The following is an 18,943-nucleotide window of genomic DNA, read 5'->3' on the forward strand; positions in this document are numbered from 1 at the left end:
ACATAAGCGAGTCTACGGTCCAGCCGGGCCAAGAAAAGAATCGAATGGCCGGTCTGGCACCGGGTTTTGCAACAGCCGGCGGGGGCGTCGACATTCCCGCCCCACCTCCCCGCGGTGTGGCCAGCCCCACCCCGATCCGTCGGGAAAACCCCATCGACCCACCACATGCCAACGGCAAGGATGGATTTCGTGACGCGCCAGCTCTCGGAGAAACCGACAACCGATCCCCTCGATTCCGGCGCGGAGCCCGGGCCGCAACCGTGGCCGGAGGTGACGAAGATCGCATTCCGGTTCTGCTTCTTGTACTTCGGCCTGTTCTGCCTGCTGTTCGCGCAAATCACCTTCGCGTTCCTGGGAATCGTGGGCCACTGGCTGCCGGAGCGGGCCGTGATGTGGCAGATGACCGTGCTGGGCCCGGCGGTGAGCTGGGTCGGCCGCCACGTCTTCGGCGTCGAGGCGGTGCTGCACCAGGACTCGGGCAGCGGGGATCAGGCCGCGATCTGGGTCCTGGTGTTCTGTTTGCTCGTGGTCGCGATCGTCGGCGCCGCGGTGTGGTCGTGGCTGGACCGACGGCGGCCGGACTACGCGCGGCTGTCGGCCTGGTTCCTGACCTTCGTGCGGCTGTGCGTGGCCGGGCAGATGCTGTTCTACGGTTTCGCCAAACTCGTCCCGACGCAGATGCCGGCCCCGCCGCTGGCGGCGCTGCTGCGGCCCTACGGCGACTTCAGCCCGGCCTCGGTGCTGTGGCTGCAGGTGGGCAGCTCCTATCCGTACGAGATGGCGCTCGGCGCGGTCGAGGTGCTGGCCGGGCTGTTGTTGTTCCTGCCGCGCACCGGGACGCTGGGCGCCCTGCTCGCCGTGGCCAGCATGGTGCAGGTGTTCCTGCTGAACATGACCTTCGATGTGCCGGTCAAGATCTTGTCCGGGCATCTGTTGCTGATGGGTCTGGTGCTGCTGGCGCCGCAATACCGCCGGCTGGCCGACTTCCTGATGCTGCAGCGCACCACCGAGCCTGCGGTCCAACCCGAACTGTTCGCCGATGGCCGGGCCAACACCATCGCGGCCCGGGTACAGGTCGCACTCGGCATCTGGATGGTCGCCGGCTGCGTGCTGACCAGCTGGCAGAGCTGGAGCGAGTACGGCGGGGGCCGCGTCAAACCCGAGTTGTACGGGATCTGGACGGTGAGCCGCTTCGATGTCGACGGCAGGACGGCGCCACCGCTGACCACCGATCAGTACCGGTGGCAGCGGGTCGTGTTCGACCTGCCCGAGGTCGTCACCTACCAGCGGATGAACGGCGAGTTGGTGGACGCGCTTCTCAAGGCCGACGGGGACAACCTCACGGTGTCCGGGCCGGACGGCACGGCGCTGGCCACGCTCACCGCGTCTCGGCCGACGCCCGAGCAGCTGCAGCTGACCGGTGAGTTGTCCGGCCGCGACGTGACCATCTGGCTGGATCGGCTGGACCTCAACCAGTTCACCCTGAGAAACCGGGGCTTCAACTGGGTGCAGGAGTATCCCTACTTCCGGTGAGTCGCGGCGGCGCCGATAACCTCGTCGGACATCTGCCGGATGAGGAGGACTTTGTGGGAGTTTGGGGCCCAGGCAACTTCGACAGCGACACCGTGGCCGACGGGTTGGGCGAGCTGACGAAACGGATCATCGACCAGATTTCGGAAGAGTTCGAAGACGGATCCGACGATTCCGCTCTGCAGCCCGACGAGTGGGGCGGCGAGATGGTGCCCGCCTGGCTCGAGATCCTGGTCGACATCGTCGAACCGGGGCGGGTCGGTGCCACGTTTCCTCCGGCGGCGACGCTGCACGACTGGCGTGATCGCTACCTGCGCGTGTGGGACGAGTACATCGACGAGCTCGAGCCGGATGACACGTACAAGACCGAACGGCGCGCGGTGCTCGTCAGCACGTTCGAGCGAGCCATCACCGTCGCGACCGCGCGCGAACCGGGTTAGGGCGCGTCCGGCAAACCGGATTCAGCCCGCCAGCGGCACCAACGGCAGCCACCGGGCCACCTCACCGGCCCGTGAACCCGACATCTGCACGGCCTGCCCGGCCCCGTCGAGGCCGAGCAGGCCGGTCGCCAGCAGCAGCCAGGTGCGGGGATCGGTTTCGACGACGTTGGGCGGGTTGCCGCGGGTGTGGCGCGGCCCTTCGATGCACTGCACCGCGACGAAGGGCGGAACCCGCACCTCGACACTGGCGCCCGGTGCCAGTGCCGCCAGCGTGCGCGCGGTCAGCCGGACCGCCTCGGCCAGTTCGGCACGGGCGGGTTCCGGGCGGGTCGGTTCGCGTAACCAGTCGGCCACCACGGCGACCGCGGCCCTGGTCTTTTCCGGATCGACTTTGCCTCGCGCGGCCATGCCCTAGAGTCTCGCAAAGTGATTGCCGATCACCGAAATCTGCCGTACCGCACGGCCGGTGCTGTGTTCTTGGCAATTCTCGCGCTCGTATTCGGGTTGATCGTGGCGCAGTTTCGGGGCGCGTTCGAACCCAAGGCCCCGCTGACGCTGCTGGCCGCACGCGCCGGCCTGGTTCTCGATCCGGGGTCGAAGGTGACCTACAACGGGGTTCCGATCGGCCGGGTGGCCGCGATGACCACGGACCACGGCGATCCGGTGCGGGCCCTGGTACGGCTGAACATCGACCCGAAGTACCTGGACCTGCTGCCGGCCAACGTTTCGGCGACAATCCAGGCGACGACGGTGTTCGGCAACAAGTACGTCGCGTTCACCTCGCCGGAACATCCGAGCGCGGAACGGGTTTCGAGCTCCGCCCCGATCGACGTCACGGCGGTCACCACCGAGTTCAACTCGTTGTTCGAGACGATCACCGCCATCACCGAGCAGATCGACCCGATCAAGCTGAACCAGACTCTCGAGGCCACCGCGCAGGCGCTGACCGGCCTGGGCAACGCGTTCGGGCAGTCGCTGACCGACGGCAACACCATCCTCGCCGACCTGAACGGGCGGATGCCCGCGCTGCGCCACGACATCGCCGGGCTGGCCGATCTCGGCGACCGCTATGCGGCGGCCGGGCCGGATCTGTTCGACGGTCTGGGCCACGCCGCGCGCAGCGCCGCCACGTTCAACTCCCGGCGTGGCGATCTCAACGCCGCCCTGATCGCGGCGATCGGATTCGCCGGAACCAGTTCGGACATCCTCGAACGGGGCGGACCGTATCTGGAGCGGGGCGCGCAGGACCTGATCCCGACGTCGAAATTGTTCGACGAGTACCAGGGGCAGCTGTTCTGCACCATCCGCAACTACCACGACGTCGCGCCCGCCTTCTATGCGACGTTCGGCGGCGACAACGGATATTCGTTCGAGAGCACAGGGACGTTGTCGAGCATCGGCGTCGGCAACACCTACGTCTATCCGGACAATCTGCCGCGGGTCAACGCCAAAGGCGGGCCCGAGGGCAAGCCGGGCTGCTGGCAGCCGATCACCAAGGACCTGTGGCCCGCGCCGTATCTGGTGATGGACACGGGCCTGTCGATCGCGCCCTACAACCATGTCGAACTCGGCTCGCCGATCTTCGTCGACTACGTCTGGGGCCGCCAGATCGGTGAGCCCACGATCAACCCGTGACGGCCTTACGATCTTGATCCAGGGGAGCTTCGCGCGAAATGGGGGATTTGTGAACGGTAGTGCCGATGCCTAAGCGCGCGGTGCCGGCGGGCGCGGAGCTGGCCCCGGCGTGGCCTCCTGCGCTTCCCGCATGGCGTGCCGTCGGTCTGTCGCTGGCCCCGATCGGTGGCGCAGCCTTCAACGGGGTGGCCGCCCTTGGCGCCGCGGTCGTCGTCGCCGTTCTGATCTTTTCCTTCGGCCGCCTGCACCGGCACGCGCCGCATGCGGTGTCGACGGGTGATCTGGTCGCCGCCACCGTGGGTTCGGCGGCCGGGCGGTTCACCAGCCTCGTACAGCTGGCGGCCTATGTACTGCTCGGGGTGGGGGCCGCACTCATGCTGGCCCTGCAACCGTTGACGGGTGTCCCGGATCTGGAGACCGCGCTGGCCGGCTGGTGGTGGCCCGGCTGGGCGGTGGCCGTGGTGGTGATCGCCGGCGCCGTGGTGGCCTACCTGCCCACCCGGGCGGTGGGTGCGACGGCCGCGGCGCTGGCCGGCGTGGGCCTGCTGATCTTCCTCTACATCGCGCTGGCCATCGTGGCCCGAGTCGCCACGGGCACACCGCCGATGGAGTTCGGGCCCGCCCGTGTCGATTCCTTCCTGCTCGCCACGGCGGCCGCGATCCCGCTCGCCCTCGGCCTGGTGGGCTTCGAGGCCGCCACGGTGGTCAGCGGCCGGCTCGAGTCGGTGGCACGCCCGATGGGAGCGGCGCTGGGCGTGACGGTGGCGGCCACCGTGGCGCTGCTGTGCGCCGCCAACATCGGCGCGACGGGCGGCTTGCACACCAATGCCGCCAGCCTCTCGCTGATCATCTCGGAGTTCTTCGCCGACGCCGGGTTCTACTGGTTCGCCACCGGGGCGTTGTGCCTGGGGTCGGCGGCGCTGCTGACGCTGACCTGGGCGGCCACCCGCGTCGCGGCCCGGCTGTTCGGGTCCGGCCCGCAGGTCGCGATGCTGGTCCCCGCGGTGATGTGTGTGCTGGCCGTGGTGTTCTGCCGGTTTCAGGACTACATCGGCCGGCTGCAGATGATGGTCCCGGCCCTGCTGTTGCTCGTGGTGTACATACTTGTGGCGGAGGCCAATTCGCGTATCGCGGGTTCGGCGGCCGCACAGCAGGCACCGCGGCTGATCCTGACCGTGGTGGCCGTCTGCGTGGTGTTGATCCCGTTGCGGGTCACCGACTACGCGTTGCCCGCGCTGTGGCCGGTGGCGGTCACGGCCGCAATCCTCGCGCTGGCGGCGCTGTTGGCCAGGATTGGTAGGCCAGTGCGGCCAGCGCCCCCGCCTCATTGATCGCCAGATGCGCCAGGATCGGCGCGGCCAGGCTGGCCGTGTGCTGCGCCAGCCTGCCGAACACCCACCCGGCGAGTCCGGTGACCAGCACGGTCGGGNGCCGCGGATCGACCAGCCCGTTCCACGCCACCAGGCCCGCGGCCAGGGCCAGCGCGCGAATCCGGCTGGAGCTCATCAGTTTTCAGGCCCGTCGTTGGCGGCGGTCTTTTCCAGCGCGACACGGATCCGTTCGGTGTCCTCGGGCGTCCATCCCTCCGGCGGGGCCACCGCCGCCCAGCCGTCGAGCACGGACTGCCCGTAGTTGTGTCCGTGCCCGGCCGGGACGCTCGACGCGTTGGTGATGTCGGCGGCCACCTGCCAGAACGTGATGATCGGGTACCAGCGCATCGAGGCGGTACGGTCTGTCCCCGGCGGCTCCACGAGCCAATCCGGTTCGGAGAACAGCAGATCCGTCGACCACCAGATGATCGGGTCCGACGGGTGCTGCAGGAACAACACTCGGGTGCCCTCCCACGGTGCGGCGGTGTCGCGCGCGATCTCGGCGGCGTCGGCGGCCTCGGAGAAGCGCACCGTCCGGCCGTTGTCGTAGCGGGGCCGCACCTGCGGGGTGCCCGGGTCACGGCGCACGGTCAGTCCGCGCCACAACGGACTGGCGTTGGGCGGCCCCACCCACAGCACCGAGGAGAAGCCCATCCGGGAGATGTCGGGCAGCCAGCTGAACGCGCCCTGCCCGGCCATCGAGCCCAGGCTCTCCCCGTACAGCACCAGTTTGGGACGTCGCTCGGGCGGCAGTTGCTCCCAGCGCGCATGGATGGCGTCGATCATCAGGCGGCCGATGACCATCGACTTCTGCCGGTCACCCATGAACGAAATCCAGCTCGGCAGATAGGAATACTGCATGCCGACCATCGTGGTGTCACCGTTGTACATCAGTTCCAGCGCGCGGGCGGCCACCGGATTCACCCAGCCCGTACCGGTGGTCGGGACGATCACCAGCAGCTTGCGCTCGAACGCGTGGGTACGTTCGAGTTCGCTCAGCAGCACCGCGATCCGCTGATCGTCGGTGTCGGCGGTGTGCAGGCCGGCGTAGACCCGGATGGGTTCTTTGGCGGGTGCGCCGTTGAGTTCTTCCAGTTCGGCGCGTCGCGGGCCGGTTGCCACGAAGTTGCGGCCCTGAAAACCCAGGGAGTCCCAGGATGCGAACGAGGCTGGGCTGCCGGATCTTTCGGACTCGCTCGGCTGGCTGATCCCCTCACGGGTGGTGGTGTTCTGCGGCTGGAACACCCGGCTGGCCCCGGCCAGGAAGCCGCGGTACAGCACGCCGTTGACGAGCATGACGACCAGCACGACCACGATCGCGGTGCCGATGAACTGGGCGACCTCGCGGTGCAGATGCCAGCGCCGGATGAACAGCTTGGCCAGCAGCCGGACCGTGTCACGCAGCAGGCGCGCGGTGGCGATCAACGCGGCGGCCACCGCGACAGCGATGATCAGGGTGCGCAGATACCCGAGGGTGGCCGGGCCTTCGATACCCATCAGCGCCGAGACCTGTCGTTGCCAGGCCGCCGCGGGGATCAGCATCAGCACGCACGCCGTGGCCGATCCGGTCACCACGAGCGCCTTGAGCCAGTACAACACCCGCTTGGACGGCGGCCACCAGGCACGGTTGCGCAACACCAAGCGGTACAACACTTTTCCGAGCAGCACGCCGATGCCGTAGCCGATCGCGGCGTTGATGCCGCCGATCAGCCCGGCGAACAACCAGTCCCGCGGCAGCAGCGACGGGGTCAGGGACAGACAGAAGAACAGGGCTCCGACGGCGATGCCGGCGAAGTCCAATCGCACCAGGCCCCAGGCCCAGCGCAGCAGAGGATGACGTTTGTCGAGGGCTTCGGCCGTCACCCGAACAGCCCGGGCAGCACGCCCTCCGACGTGCTCCGTAGCTCCGCGAGAGTGATGCTGAACTGTCCCTGGACCTCGATGACGGGTTCTCCCCCTTCGGGGCCCTGGTCCACCACGCCGACCCTGGTGACCGGCAGGTCCCTGGCCTCACACATCGACCGGAAGCGGCTCTCCTCGGTGCGGGGTACGGCCACCAGGACCCGGCCCGCCGACTCGGAGAACAGGAACACGAAGGGATCGACGTTCTCGGGAAGGATTACCCGGCAACCGGTTTCACCGGCCAGCGCGGATTCGACGACGGCCTGGATCAGTCCGCCTTCGGAGAGATCGTGGGCCGCCGAGATCAGGCCGTCGCGCGATGCCGCGGTCAGCACCTCCGACAGCAGCTTCTCGCGGGCCAGGTCCACCTTCGGCGGCACCCCGCCCAGGTGGTCGGCGGTGACCTGGGCCCAGATCGACCCGTCGAACTCGTCGTGGGTGTCGCCGAGGAGCAGCAGCGTCTCACCCGGTTCGGCGCCGAATCCGGTGGGGATGCGGCGTTTCACATCGTCGATCACGCCGAGCACCCCGACCACCGGGGTCGGCAGGATCGCGGTCGAACCGGTCTGGTTGTAGAAGCTGACGTTGCCGCCGGTGACCGGGATGCCAAGGGCCGCACAGCCGTCGGCCAAACCGCGGACGGCCTGGCTGAACTGCCACATCACGCCCGGGTCCTCGGGGGAGCCGAAGTTCAGGCAGTTGGTCACGGCGACCGGGGTGGCCCCGGTGACCGCGACGTTGCGGTAGGCCTCGGCCAGCGCCAGCTGCGCCCCGGTGTACGGGTCGAGTTGCGTGTAGCGGCCGGATGCGTCGGTGGAGACGGCGATGCCGCGGCCGGTGGTCTCGTCGATGCGCAGCACGCCGCCGTCGGCATGCTCGGCCAGCACGGTGTTGCCGCGCACGTAGCGGTCGTACTGCTCGGTGATGAACGCCCGGCTGCACAGGTGCGGGCTGCCGATCATCGCCAGCAGGGTGGCCTTGAGCTCGTCGCCGGTCTGGGGCCGGGGCAGCTTGGCCGAGGTGTCGGCGACCAGGGCGTCCTGCGTGTCGGGCCGGGCCACCGGGCGCTGGTAGACCGGGCCCTCGTGGGCGACGGTGCGCGGTGGCACGTCGACCACCGTTTCGCCGTGCCAGGTGATCTGCAGCCGGTCCCCGTCGGTGACCTCACCGATCACGGTGGCCAGCACGTCCCACTTGCGGCAGACGGCCATGAACGCCTCGACGTTCTCCGGCGTCACCACGGCGCACATGCGTTCCTGGGATTCGCTGGAGAGCACCTCGGCCGGGGTCATGTCCTTGGCCCGCAGCGGCACCCGGTCCAGCTCGATGTGCATACCGCCGTCGCCGGCGGACGCGAGTTCTGATGTGGCACAGGACAATCCGGCACCACCGAGGTCCTGAATGCCGACCACCAGGCCGGCCGCGTACAGCTCGAGGCAGCACTCGATCAGCACCTTCTCGGTGAACGGGTCGCCCACCTGCACGCTCGGCAGCTTCTTGCGGCCCGCTCCGCTCTCGTCGCCGGAGAAGGTGTCAGAGGCCAGCACCGACACGCCGCCGATGCCGTCCAGGCCGGTACGCGCGCCGAACAGGATGATCTTGTTGCCGGTGCCCGAGGCGAAGGCCAGGTGCAGGTCTTCCTTGCGCAGCGCACCAACGCACAGCGCGTTGACCAACGGGTTGCCCGCATAGGACGGGTCGAAGATCGTCTCGCCGCCGATGTTCGGCAGGCCGAGCGAGTTGCCGTAGCCGCCGACCCCACGTACCACGCCGTCGAGCACGCGGCGGGTGTCTGGCGCGTCGGCCGCCCCGAAGCGCAGCTGGTCCATGACCGCCACCGGCCGGGCCCCCATCGCCATGATGTCGCGGACGATGCCGCCGACGCCGGTCGCCGCACCCTGATAGGGCTCGACGTAGGACGGGTGGTTGTGGGACTCGACCTTGAAGGTGACGGCCCAGCCGTCGCCGATGTCGACGACGCCGGCGTTCTCGCCGATGCCGGCCAGCATGCCGGCGCGCATCTCCTCGGTGGTGGTCTCACCGAAGTAGCGCAGGTGCACCTTCGAGGACTTGTAGGAGCAGTGTTCGCTCCACATCACCGAGTACATCGCCAGCTCGGCATCGGTGGGGCGGCGGCCAAGGATCTCGCGAATCCGCTGGTACTCGTCGTCCTTGAGACCGAGTTCGCGGTAGGGCTGCGGCTGATCAGGGGTGGCGGCTGCCCGCTCCACAGTGTCCTGGGTCGATGTACGGCCGTGGGTGAGCTCAGACGTCACGTGACCAGTTTAATTGTTGCTCGCGCATGGTCGCGGGCAGCCGCTGGTGCGGCCGGTTCCGCCCCACTTTCCGGCGGCCGTGCAGGTTTTTCCGCCGGTGGCGCGGGTACCACCGCCAGATGAGTCAAACCGTCGCTGAGTTCATCCTCGCCCGCCTCCGTCAATGGCACGTTCCACAGGTGTTCGGCTATCCGGGCGACGGCATCAACGGCTTGGTGGCCGCGTTCGGCAAGGACCGGTCGGCCGGGCCGCAGTTCGTCCAGACCCGGCACGAGGAGATGGCCGCGCTGGCCGCGACGGGCTACGCCAAGTTCTCCGGCCAAATCGGGGTGTGCATGGCCACCTCGGGGCCAGGGGCGATCCATCTGCTCAACGGGCTCTACGACGCCAAGCTGGATCACACCCCGGTCGTCGCGATCGTCGGGCAGACGGCGCGCAGCGCGATGGGCGGCAGCTACCAGCAGGAAGTGGATCTGCAGGCGTTGTTCTCCGATGTGGCCAGCGATTTCCTGGTCGAGGTCAACGTCGCCAGCCAGCTGCCCAACGCCTTGGACCGCGCGTTTCGCACCGCACGCGCGCGCCAGGCACCCACCGCGGTGGTGATCCCGTCGGATCTGCAGGAGCAGCCGTACGAGCCGCCCGGCCACGCGTTCAAGCAGGTGCCGTCCAGCGGCCCGAACGATGCCGAGCCCGTGGCGGCGCCCGATCCCGTGGCACTGCAGACCGCGGCCGACATCCTCAACGCCGGCTCGAAGGTGGCGATCCTGATCGGGCAGGGCGCCCGCAGCGCCGCCGACGAAGTGGCGCAGGTGGCCGAGCTGACCGGGGCGGGCGTGGCCAAGGCCCTGCTCGGCAAGGATGTACTGCCCGACGATCTGCCGTACGTCACCGGCGCGATCGGCCTGCTCGGTACGCGGCCCAGTTATGACCTGATGCGCGAGTGCGACACCCTGCTGATCGTCGGCTCGAACTTTCCCTACAGCCAGTTCCTGCCCGGGTTCGGGCAGGCCCGTGCCGTGGAGATCGACATCGACGGCGCCAACATCGGCATGCGCTATCCCACCGAGGTCAACATCGTCGCCGATGCGAAAACCGCCCTCGGGGAGCTGATTCCGCTGCTGACCCGCAAATCGGACCGGTCCTGGCGCAGCGCTGTGGAGGCCGGTGTCGCGCGGTGGTGGGAAACGGTCGAGCGGCAGTCGATGTTGTCGGCCGATCCGATCAACCCGATGCGTGTGGTGTGGGAGCTGTCGGCCAGGCTGCCCGACTACGCGATCGTCACCGGGGATTCCGGTTCCTCGACCAATTGGTATGCCCGCTGTCTGCGTTTTCGGGACACCACCAGCGGATCGCTGTCGGGCACGCTGGCGACCATGGGTTCGGCGGTGCCGTATGCGATCGGCGCCAAGTTCGCCCAGCCGGATCGCCCGGTCATCGCCCTGGCCGGCGACGGGGCCATGCAGATGAACGGATTGGCCGAACTGCTGACCGTCCGCCGGTACGCCGATCAGTGGGCCGACCCTCGCCTCGTGGTGTGCGTGTTCCACAACAACGATCTGGCCCACGTGACGTGGGAGTTGCGGGCCCTGGGCGGGGCACCCAAGTTCGAGGGTTCGCAGAACCTGCCGGACGTGTCCTACGCGGAGCTTGCGAAGGCCATGGGTCTGCAGGCGATCACGGTCGAGGAAACCGATCAGCTCGGGCCGGCGTGGGACGCCGCACTGAGCGCGGACGGACCGGTGGTGCTCGACGTGCACACCGATCCCGAGGTTCCGCCCATCCCGCCGCACGTCACCTACGAGCAGGCCAAATCGACCGTCGAGGCGGTCGCCAAGGGCGATCCGAACGGCTGGCACCTGATTGCCGAGATCGCGAAAAACAAGGCGGCAGAAGTGCTTACCGGTTCTGGTTTGCGTACCGAACCCCGCGGGTAGCCGACGCACGACAACCCAGGAAGCGAAGGAGAGTGAACCATGACCGCGACCACCGAAACCGGCCACATCACCGGCACCAAGGACAAGAACTACAACCTGATCTGGTACACCGAGCAGTGCCTGGAGAACGCGCTGCGGATGGAGACCTACATCGCCGACGCCGAACGCGACGGCGACAAGGAAGTGGTGGAACTGTTCCGCAAGGCGCAGGCCGACAGCCGCAAGGGCGCCGAGATGGCCAAGCACCTGCTGGCCAACCGGATCACCTAGGCGCGTCAGAGCCCGATACAGAACGCGTTGCCCTCGGGGTCGGCCAGCACCACCCAGCTGAAGTTCTCGCCGAAGCTGTGGCGCTCGGTCTCTCTGGCCCCGAGGCTCACCATCCGGGCCACCTCCGCCTCACCGTCGGTCGCGGCCAGGTCGAGGTGGACGCGGTTCTTGCCCGGGGTGGGATCCGCGACCTTCTGAAAGCCCAGGCGCGGCCCGTCGGGCTGTGCCACCATCACGAATTCGCCTGGCATCACGGCGTTCACCTCACCGCCGAGCGCCTGCGCCCACCACTGCGCCAAGGCATCGGGATCGGTGGAGTCAACGGTGATCATCTCTACGGACAGTCCCATGGCGCCGACGATAGACCGACCCGGTGACATCTCGTCAGCGCGGCGAGAGAAACGCCTGCAACGCCGCTGAGTAAGCGGCGACGTCGTCGGCCCCCATGAACTCGCGGGCCGAGTGCATGGCGAGCTGTGCGGCGCCCACGTCGACGGTCGGGATGCCGGTGCGCGCGGAGGTCATCGGCCCGATGGTCGACCCGCACGGCAGATCCGCCCGGTGCTCATACCGCTGCAACGGCACCCCCGCCTGATCGCAGGCCAGCGCGAATGCGGCCGCGGTCCGGCCGTCGGTGGCATACCGCAGATTGGGCTGCACCTTGAGCACGGGCCCGCCGTTGACCTCGATCAGATGCCCCGGCTCGTGGCGGTCCGGATAGTTCGGATGCGTCGCATGGGCCATGTCCCCGGAGGCCACCATCGACCCCGCCGCCCGGCGCAGATAGTCCTCGCGGCCGCCGCCGGCGGCCAGCACGATGCGTTCCAGGACCGTCGGCAGCAGCTCGGACTGCGCGCCGTGATCCGATGTCGATCCGACCTCCTCGTGGTCGAACAGCGCCAGCACCGGCACCTGGGCGCCGGCCTCGGCGGCCAGGAAGGCCTCCAGCCCGGCATAGCAGGTGGCCTGGTTGTCCAGCCGGGGCGCGCTGACGAACTCCCCCTCGGCCCCGGTGATCGCCGACGGGGTCAGGTCGTGGGTCATCAGATCAAAGCCGAGCAGCCCATCCGGTTCGACCCCGGCCCGCTCGGCGACGTATCCGAGGAAAGACCGCGGCCGCTGGCCCAGCCCCCAGACCGCGTTGACGTGACGCTGCGGGTCGGGGCTGACCCCCTTGCGATCCTCGGACAGGTGGATCGCGAGCTGCGGCACCCGCAGGATCGGGTCGTCGATCCGCACCAGGCGATGCTCGACGGCGTCACCCCGGCGGACCGAGAGCCGGCCGCTGATCCCGAGGTCGCGATCGAGCCAAGAGTTCAGCCAGGCGCCACCGTAGGGCTGCAGGGCGACCACCTGCCAGCCCGCGACAACGCGGTCGGGATGCTGTTTGACCCGAAGATTGGGGCTGTCGGTGTGCCCGCCGACGATCCGGAACGGCGCATCCGCGGCGGCGGTATCGGTCTGCCAGGCGACGAGCGATCCGGCCCGCACCGTGAAGAACTTTCCGCCCGCGCCCGATTCACCGCCCGCGGCGGCCGGCCAACGGTCGGTTTCGGCCAATTCGGTGTATCCCGCGTCACGCAATCGTCGCGCCGTGGTCTCGCAGACATGAAAAGGCGAAGGTGAGGCGTCGATGAATTCGCACAGGCTCTGTGGGCTGGCTGCCATATCTCTATCTTGACCGGGATTTCGACGCGTGCCGCGTTAGGGTCCCATATGTGCCTGCACCACAGCCCCAACCGGTTCTGGCCCCGTTGACGCCCGCGGCCGTGTTCATGGTCGCGACCATCGACGAGGGCGGCGAGGCCACGGTCCACGACGCCCTGGCCGATATCTCAGGTCTGGTGCGTGCCATCGGCTTCCGTGACCCCACCAAGCACCTGTCGGCGATCGTCTCCATCGGCTCCGACGCCTGGGACCGGTTGTTCTCCGGTCCGCGCCCGGCCGAGCTGCACCCGTTCATCCCGTTGGACGGTCCGCGTCACCGCGCCCCGGCCACCCCGGGTGACCTGTTGTTCCACCTGCGCGCGGAGTCGATGGATGTGTGCTTCGAGCTGGCCACCAAGTTCGCCGAGGCGCTCGCCGGCGCCGTCACCATCGTCGACGAGGTGCACGGGTTCAAGTTCTTCGACAATCGCGATCTGATGGGCTTCGTCGACGGCACCGAGAACCCGAACGGCTCGGTGGCCGTCAACGCCAGCCAGATCGGCGACGAGGACCCGGAATTCGCCGGAGGCTGCTACGTCCACGTGCAGAAGTACGTGCACGACATGGGCTCCTGGAACTCGCTGTCCACCGAGGAGCAGGAGCGGGTGATCGGCCGCACCAAACTCGACGACATCGAACTCGACGATGCGGTGAAACCCGCCAATTCGCACGTGGCGCTCAACGTGATCGAGGACGACGAGGGCAACGAGCTGAAGATCATTCGGCACAACATGCCGTTCGGTGAGATCGGCAAGGGCGAATTCGGCACCTACTACATCGGCTACTCCCGCACACCGGCGGTCACCGAGCGGATGCTGAACAACATGTTCATCGGCGACCCGCCCGGCAACACCGACCGCATCCTCGATTTCTCCACCGCCCTCACCGGCGGGCTGTTCTTCACCCCCACGATCGATTTTCTGGACGATCCACCGCCGCTGCCGTCGCCGTCGTTAGACGAAACGTCGGCAGCGCAAGATGATTCACCCACTCAGGGCCGGCGCGACGGCTCGCTCGGCATCGGCAGTCTGAAAGGAATCCCGCAATGAACAACCTGTACCGCGAGCTGGCCCCGATCACCGAGTCCGCGTGGGCCGAAATCGAACTCGAGGCCAGCCGGACCTTCAAGCGGCACATCGCCGGCCGGCGCGTGGTCGATGTGAGCGATCCCGGCGGTCCGGTCACCGCGGCGATCAGCACGGGCCATCTGCTCGATGTCGCCTCCCCCGGTGACGGCGTGGTCGCCCACCTGCGCGACGCCAAGCCGCTGGTGCGCCTGCGGGTTCCGTTCACGGTGGCGCGCAAGGACATCGACGACGTCGAACGCGGATCACAGGATTCGGACTGGGATCCGGTCAAGGACGCCGCCAAGAAGCTGGCCTTCGTCGAGGACCGGGCGATCTTCGAGGGCTATCCGGCCGCCTCGATCGAGGGCATCCGCAGCTCCAGCTCCAACCCGGCGCTGGCCCTGCCCGACGACGCCCGCGAGATTCCCGACGTGATCGCCCAGGCCCTTTCCGAGCTGCGGCTGGCCGGTGTCGACGGGCCGTACTCGGTGCTGCTCTCGGCCGAGACCTACACCAAGGTCAGCGAGACCACCGCACACGGCTATCCGATTCGTGAGCACCTGAGCCGGCTGGTCGACGGGGAGATCATCTGGGCGCCCGCGATCGACGGTGCGTTCGTACTGTCCACCCGCGGTGGCGATTTCGACCTGCAGCTGGGCACCGATGTGTCGATCGGCTACCTGTCCCACGACGCCGAGAGCGTGCAGCTGTACCTGCAGGAGACCCTGACGTTCCTCTGCTACACGGCCGAGGCGTCCGTCGCCCTCACCGCCTGAGTCCCCTTGCTCCGCGAGCGGGCGTGTCTGCTGCCCGACACGCCGCTCGCGGGCAGCACTCTGCGCACGCTCGCGGGCAGCGAGTGAGACAGAGAGCTAGACCGACAGAACCGCGTCCAGCGCGGAGTAGAACAAGCCGAGCCCGTCATCGGACGGTCCGGTCAGCGCCTCGGTGGCATGTTCCGGGTGCGGCATCAGGCCGACGACGCGACGGTTGGCCGAGCACACACCGGCGATGCCGCGCATGGAGCCGTTGAGGTTCTCGCGGTAGCGGAAGACCACGCGGTCTTCGCCCTCGAGCTCGTCGAGCACGGCCTCGGACGCGACATAGCGGCCCTCCCCCGACTTCAAGGGGATCAGCAGGTCCGCGCCGGCGTCGTAGCGGGTGGTCCAGGCTGTGGTGTTGGAGGCCACCTCCAGCCACACGTCGCGGCAGATGAAATGCAGCCCGGCATTGCGGGTCAGCGCCCCCGGCAGCAGACCGGCCTCGCACAGCACCTGAAAGCCGTTGCAGATGCCCAGCACCGGCATGCCCTTACCGGCCGCCTCCACCACCGAGCCCATGACGGGCGCGAACNGCCCTTACCAGCCGCCGTCACCACCGAGCCCAGGACGGGCGCGAACGTCGCGATGGCCCCGCAGCGCAGGTAGTCGCCGTAGGAGAAACCGCCCGGCACCACGACCGCGTCGACCCCCTTGAGGTCGGCGTCGGCGTGCCACAGGCTGACCGCCTCGGCACCGGCCAGCCGCACCGCGCGGGCCGCGTCGATGTCGTCGAGCGTGCCGGGGAAGGTGATCACCCCGACCCGTGTGGTCACGAGTCCTCCCGGCTCACCGAGAAGTCCTCGATCACCGTGTTGGCCAGCAGCGATTCCGCGATCTCGGCGAGGGTGTCGTCGGCCACGGAGTCGTCGACTTCGAGCTCGAAACGCTTACCTTGCCGGACGTCGGAGATACCGCCGTGTCCGAGCCGACCGAGTGCCCCGACAATCGCCTGACCCTGCGGGTCGAGGATCTCTGCCTTGGGCATGACGTGCACAACCACCTTTGCCACGGCGCACACTCTACCGGCACGACCCGATGTAAGCCGTGCACAGTGGGGCCTCCAGCGCATCGAGCACCCGGCGGTCCGACGGCGCCGACCACGCCACCTGTGGCGGCACCGTCGACCACATGGCCAACTCGACGATGGTGCTGTTGCGCGGGTCGGCGACCAGATACTGGTGCAACACCCGCCCACCGTCGAGGTCGAGGACCGCGGCCAGCCGTCCGGGCCGGTCGGTGGTGATCGTCGGGGCGTCGGGCCGGCAACCACGCAGCGCGGCCACGGCCCCCTGCACGACGGCCAGTGCGGTCTGCCCGCCCTGCCACGTCTCCCCGCGCCAGTGGATGACCTGTACCTGCAGTTGCCAGTGGCCCGGGGGCTGTCCGACGTCGGCTCGCGCCGCAACGGCGTAGGTGCGTGGGTCGCCGGGCACCGGCGGCACGGCGCACTCGTCCTCGAAGCGGAAGCGCGGCGCCACCGCGGTCACGGCCAGACCGGCCAGGCCGGGCCAGCGGTAGTCGCGGGCCATCGGAAGCTGAGCCGGGTTCACCCAGGCCGAGTCCGGGATGCGGTCGCACAGCGGCGGACAGTCGGCACTCGGATCCGGCCAAGCCGAAGGCGGCGCTGCGGCCAGCCCGCAGAGCATGAGCGACATTGTCGCGATCACCCGCCAGATCCCCACCGAGCGCCACAATATAGGCATGCAACTCACGCATTTCGGACATTCGTGCCTACTGGCCAGCATTTCCGACACCACCGTGCTGTTCGACCCGGGCAACTTCTCCCACGGTTTCGAGGGCATCACCGGCCTGGCGGCCATCCTGATCACCCATCAGCACCCCGACCACGCCGACACCGCGCGGTTGCCCGCGCTCATCGACGCCAATCCGCAGGCGGCGCTGTACGCCGATCCGCAGACCGCCGCTCAGCTGGGCGAACCCTGGCGGGCCGTCCACCCCGGTGACGAGTTCCGCATCGGCTCACTCAACGTCCGCGGCACGGGCGGCAGGCACGCCGTCATCCATCCGGAAATCCCTGTGATCGACAACATTTCGTATCTGTTGGGCGACGACGAGCATGCTGCCCGTCTGATGCATCCGGGCGATGCGCTGTTCGTTCCCGACGAGCCGGTCGATGTGCTGGCCACCCCGGCGGCCGCACCCTGGATGAAGATCTCCGAGGCGGTGGACTACCTGCGCGCGGTCGCCCCGGCCCGGGCGGTGCCGATTCACCAGGGCATCATCGATCCTGGTGCGCGTGGCATCTACTACGGGCGGCTGGCCGAGATGACGAACACCGAATTCCAAGTTCTCACCGAGGAAAACGGCACGGAATTCTGACTCAGGCGATATCGGCTGCCGCGCCCCGACCGGCGGCGCGCCCGGAGAAGATGCAACCACCCAGGAAGGTGCCTTCCAGCGAGCGATAGCCGTGCACCCCACCCCCGCCGAACCCGGCCGCCTCGCCGGCGGCGTACAGGCCGCCGAATGCGGTACCGTCGGCTTTGAGCACGCGTGAGCTCAGGTCGGTCTCCAACCCGCCCAACGACTTTCGGGTGAGGATGTGCAGCTTCACGGCGATCATCGGGCCGGCTTTCGGATCGGTGAGCCGGTGCGGAGGCACGACGCGGGTGAACCGGTCCCCCAGGTAGCTGCGTGCCCCGTGGATCGCGGTGATCTGCCCGTCCTTGGTGAACTTGTTGGCCACCTCGCGATCTCGCGCGGTGACCTCGGCCGCCACGGTGGCATAGTCGAGTTCGACCACATCCGGCACACCGTTCATGGCAGTGACGAGTTCCCGCAGTGAGTGGGCGCTGACGAAGTCGACGCCACGGTCGACGAAAGCCTGAACCGGCGCCGGGGCACCGGGCTTGACGCGGGCCAGCACGTCCCGCAGGCTGCGCGAGGTGAGGTCGGGGTTCTGCTCCTGACCGGACAACGCGAACTCCTTGGCGATGATGCGCGCGTTGAGGATGAACCACGTGTAGTCCTGCCCGGTGCGGCAGATGTGTTCGAGCGTGCCCAGGGTGTCGAAGCCGGGGTAGAGCGGGCCGGGGAGCCGTTTCCCGTTGGCGTCCAACCACAATGACGACGGCCCGGGCAGGATGCGGATACCGTGGTCGGGCCAGATCGGGTCGTAGTTGGTGATGCCCTCGGTGTAGTGCCACATCCGGTCGCTGTTGATGACGCGGGCACCGGCAGACTCGGAGATACCGATCATGCGGCCGTCGACATGCGCGGGCACCCCGCTGAGCAGCTGCTCGGGGACCCGGCCCATGCGCGCCGGCCAGTTCTTGCGCACCAGTTCGTGGTTGCCGCCGATCCCGCCACTGGCGACGATCACCGCCGACGCGCGGAACTCGAAGTCGCCGACGACGTTTCGCGACGACGCCGCCCCTCGGGGCGCATCGGACGGTTCCAGCACCGACCCCCGGACCCCGACGACGACACCGTCGGAGACGATGAGCTCGTCGACGCGGTGGCGGTGCGCGAACCGGACCCGGGGGTCGCCCACCAGACGGCGGGCGAACACGTCGACGATGGCCGGCCCGGTCCCCCAGGTGATGTGGAAGCGCGGCACCGAATTGCCGTGCCCCAGCGCCCCGTAGCCGCCCCGCTCGGCCCATCCGACCAACGGGAAGGTCTGCAGGCCGCGGGCCCGCAGCCAGCTGCGCTTCTCCCCGGCAGCGAAGTCGACATAGGCATGCGCCCACTCCCGCGGCCAGTGATCCTCGGGCCGGTCGAACCCGGCGGTGCCGAGCCAATCCTGCAGGGCCAGTTCCTGGCTGTCGCGAATGCCGAGCCTGCGCTGTTCGGGGCTGTCGACGAAGAACAATCCGCCGAACGACCAGAATGCCTGGCCGCCGAGGTTGGCGGCGTTCTCCTGGTCGAGGATCAGCACTCTGTGCCCGCGCTCGATCAGTTCACATGCGGCGACCAGTCCGGCCAGACCCGCCCCCACGACAATGACATCGGCGTCTGCCATGAGACG

The 18,943-nt window shown here is 68.6% G+C and carries 17 protein-coding genes and 2 pseudogenes; 9 read left to right on the forward strand and 10 right to left on the reverse strand.

Annotated features, from left to right (window positions below):
• Positions 1–180 precede the first annotated feature (180 nt).
• Positions 181–1,533: a DoxX family protein gene (locus BN4332_RS16420; protein WP_096866921.1), complete on the forward strand. Its 1,353-nt coding sequence runs from the start codon at positions 181–183 to the stop codon at positions 1,531–1,533.
• Positions 1,534–1,586: 53 nt separating this feature from the next.
• Positions 1,587–1,970 (forward strand): hypothetical protein, encoded by a 384-nt coding sequence (locus tag BN4332_RS16425; protein ID WP_066899828.1) that lies wholly within the window; start codon positions 1,587–1,589, stop codon positions 1,968–1,970.
• A 21-nt stretch (positions 1,971–1,991) separates the two neighbouring features.
• Here BN4332_RS16425 and BN4332_RS16430 read toward each other — a convergent pair whose 3' ends face one another.
• On the reverse strand, positions 1,992–2,378 hold the full coding sequence (locus tag BN4332_RS16430) for a sterol carrier family protein (protein ID WP_066899696.1): 387 nt from the start codon (positions 2,376–2,378) through the stop codon (positions 1,992–1,994).
• A gap of 18 nt (positions 2,379–2,396) precedes the next feature.
• On the opposite strand from BN4332_RS16430, the gene BN4332_RS16435 reads away from it, so the two are divergent.
• Both BN4332_RS16435 and BN4332_RS16440 read left to right on the forward strand, forming a co-directional pair.
• Complete coding sequence (locus BN4332_RS16435) at positions 2,397–3,605, forward strand: MCE family protein (RefSeq protein WP_066899698.1); 1,209 nt, start codon at positions 2,397–2,399, stop codon at positions 3,603–3,605.
• Between the two features lie 65 nt (positions 3,606–3,670).
• Positions 3,671–4,936 carry a hypothetical protein gene (locus BN4332_RS16440; RefSeq protein ID WP_066899700.1) on the forward strand — a complete coding sequence of 422 codons (1,266 nt, stop codon included), beginning with the start codon at positions 3,671–3,673 and terminating at the stop codon, positions 4,934–4,936.
• On the opposite strand, the pseudogene BN4332_RS16445 reads toward BN4332_RS16440, so the two are convergent.
• From BN4332_RS16445 to purL, 3 genes and pseudogenes are all read right to left on the reverse strand, one after another.
• Positions 4,857–5,045: pseudogene (locus BN4332_RS16445) on the reverse strand (CPBP family glutamic-type intramembrane protease); the annotation flags it as partial. The gene BN4332_RS16440 and the pseudogene BN4332_RS16445 overlap by 80 nt on opposite strands.
• A 65-nt stretch (positions 5,046–5,110) precedes the next feature.
• Positions 5,111–6,838, reverse strand: a complete 1,728-nt coding sequence (locus BN4332_RS16450; protein ID WP_066899702.1) for an alpha/beta hydrolase — start codon at positions 6,836–6,838, stop codon at positions 5,111–5,113.
• Positions 6,835–9,153: a phosphoribosylformylglycinamidine synthase subunit PurL gene (gene purL / locus BN4332_RS16455; protein WP_066899704.1), complete on the reverse strand. Its 2,319-nt coding sequence runs from the start codon at positions 9,151–9,153 to the stop codon at positions 6,835–6,837. The genes BN4332_RS16450 and purL overlap by 4 nt, the downstream gene beginning before the upstream one ends.
• 119 nt (positions 9,154–9,272) lie before the next feature.
• On the opposite strand from purL, the gene BN4332_RS16460 reads away from it, so the two are divergent.
• Both BN4332_RS16460 and BN4332_RS16465 read left to right on the forward strand, forming a co-directional pair.
• Complete coding sequence (locus BN4332_RS16460) at positions 9,273–11,087, forward strand: thiamine pyrophosphate-requiring protein (RefSeq protein WP_066899706.1); 1,815 nt, start codon at positions 9,273–9,275, stop codon at positions 11,085–11,087.
• Positions 11,088–11,126: 39 nt separating this feature from the next.
• A complete protein-coding gene (locus tag BN4332_RS16465) occupies positions 11,127–11,357 on the forward strand; it encodes a hypothetical protein (protein WP_066899708.1) in 231 nt (76 codons plus the stop codon).
• A gap of 5 nt (positions 11,358–11,362) precedes the next feature.
• Here BN4332_RS16465 and BN4332_RS16470 read toward each other — a convergent pair whose 3' ends face one another.
• Entirely contained in the window at positions 11,363–11,707 is a 345-nt protein-coding gene (locus BN4332_RS16470; RefSeq protein ID WP_066899710.1) for a VOC family protein, read from the reverse strand.
• A 34-nt stretch (positions 11,708–11,741) separates the two neighbouring features.
• Positions 11,742–13,025, reverse strand: a complete 1,284-nt coding sequence (locus BN4332_RS16475; protein ID WP_066899712.1) for a M18 family aminopeptidase — start codon at positions 13,023–13,025, stop codon at positions 11,742–11,744.
• Between the two features lie 50 nt (positions 13,026–13,075).
• On the opposite strand from BN4332_RS16475, the gene BN4332_RS16480 reads away from it, so the two are divergent.
• Both BN4332_RS16480 and BN4332_RS16485 read left to right on the forward strand, forming a co-directional pair.
• Positions 13,076–14,113 (forward strand): Dyp-type peroxidase, encoded by a 1,038-nt coding sequence (locus tag BN4332_RS16480; protein WP_066899716.1) that lies wholly within the window; start codon positions 13,076–13,078, stop codon positions 14,111–14,113.
• A complete protein-coding gene (locus tag BN4332_RS16485; RefSeq protein ID WP_066899718.1) occupies positions 14,110–14,907 on the forward strand; it encodes a family 1 encapsulin nanocompartment shell protein in 798 nt (265 codons plus the stop codon). The genes BN4332_RS16480 and BN4332_RS16485 overlap by 4 nt, the downstream gene beginning before the upstream one ends.
• Positions 14,908–15,003: 96 nt before the next feature.
• Here BN4332_RS16485 and purQ read toward each other — a convergent pair.
• The 3 genes and pseudogenes from purQ to BN4332_RS16500 all read right to left on the reverse strand — a co-directional run bounded on the left by purQ (position 15,004) and on the right by BN4332_RS16500 (position 16,607).
• Positions 15,004–15,725 (reverse strand): annotated as a pseudogene (gene purQ / locus BN4332_RS16490) (phosphoribosylformylglycinamidine synthase subunit PurQ).
• Positions 15,722–15,961 carry a phosphoribosylformylglycinamidine synthase subunit PurS gene (gene purS, locus BN4332_RS16495; protein WP_066899830.1) on the reverse strand — a complete coding sequence of 80 codons (240 nt, stop codon included), beginning with the start codon at positions 15,959–15,961 and terminating at the stop codon, positions 15,722–15,724. Before purS ends, purQ begins: the two are co-directional and overlap by 4 nt.
• Before the next feature lie 10 nt (positions 15,962–15,971).
• Positions 15,972–16,607 carry an ATPase gene (locus BN4332_RS16500; RefSeq protein ID WP_435405195.1) on the reverse strand — a complete coding sequence of 212 codons (636 nt, stop codon included), beginning with the start codon at positions 16,605–16,607 and terminating at the stop codon, positions 15,972–15,974.
• A 46-nt stretch (positions 16,608–16,653) separates the two neighbouring features.
• On the opposite strand from BN4332_RS16500, the gene BN4332_RS16505 reads away from it, so the two are divergent.
• Positions 16,654–17,292, forward strand: a complete 639-nt coding sequence (locus BN4332_RS16505) for an MBL fold metallo-hydrolase (protein WP_066899722.1) — start codon at positions 16,654–16,656, stop codon at positions 17,290–17,292.
• Position 17,293: 1 nt separating this feature from the next.
• On the opposite strand, the gene BN4332_RS16510 is transcribed toward BN4332_RS16505, so the two are convergent.
• Positions 17,294–18,937: an FAD-binding dehydrogenase gene (locus BN4332_RS16510; protein ID WP_066899723.1), complete on the reverse strand. Its 1,644-nt coding sequence runs from the start codon at positions 18,935–18,937 to the stop codon at positions 17,294–17,296.
• Positions 18,938–18,943: the final 6 nt, after the last annotated feature.

The organism is Mycolicibacterium houstonense (assembly GCF_900078665.2).
GTDB classification, from domain to species: Bacteria; Actinomycetota; Actinomycetes; order Mycobacteriales; family Mycobacteriaceae; genus Mycobacterium; species Mycobacterium houstonense.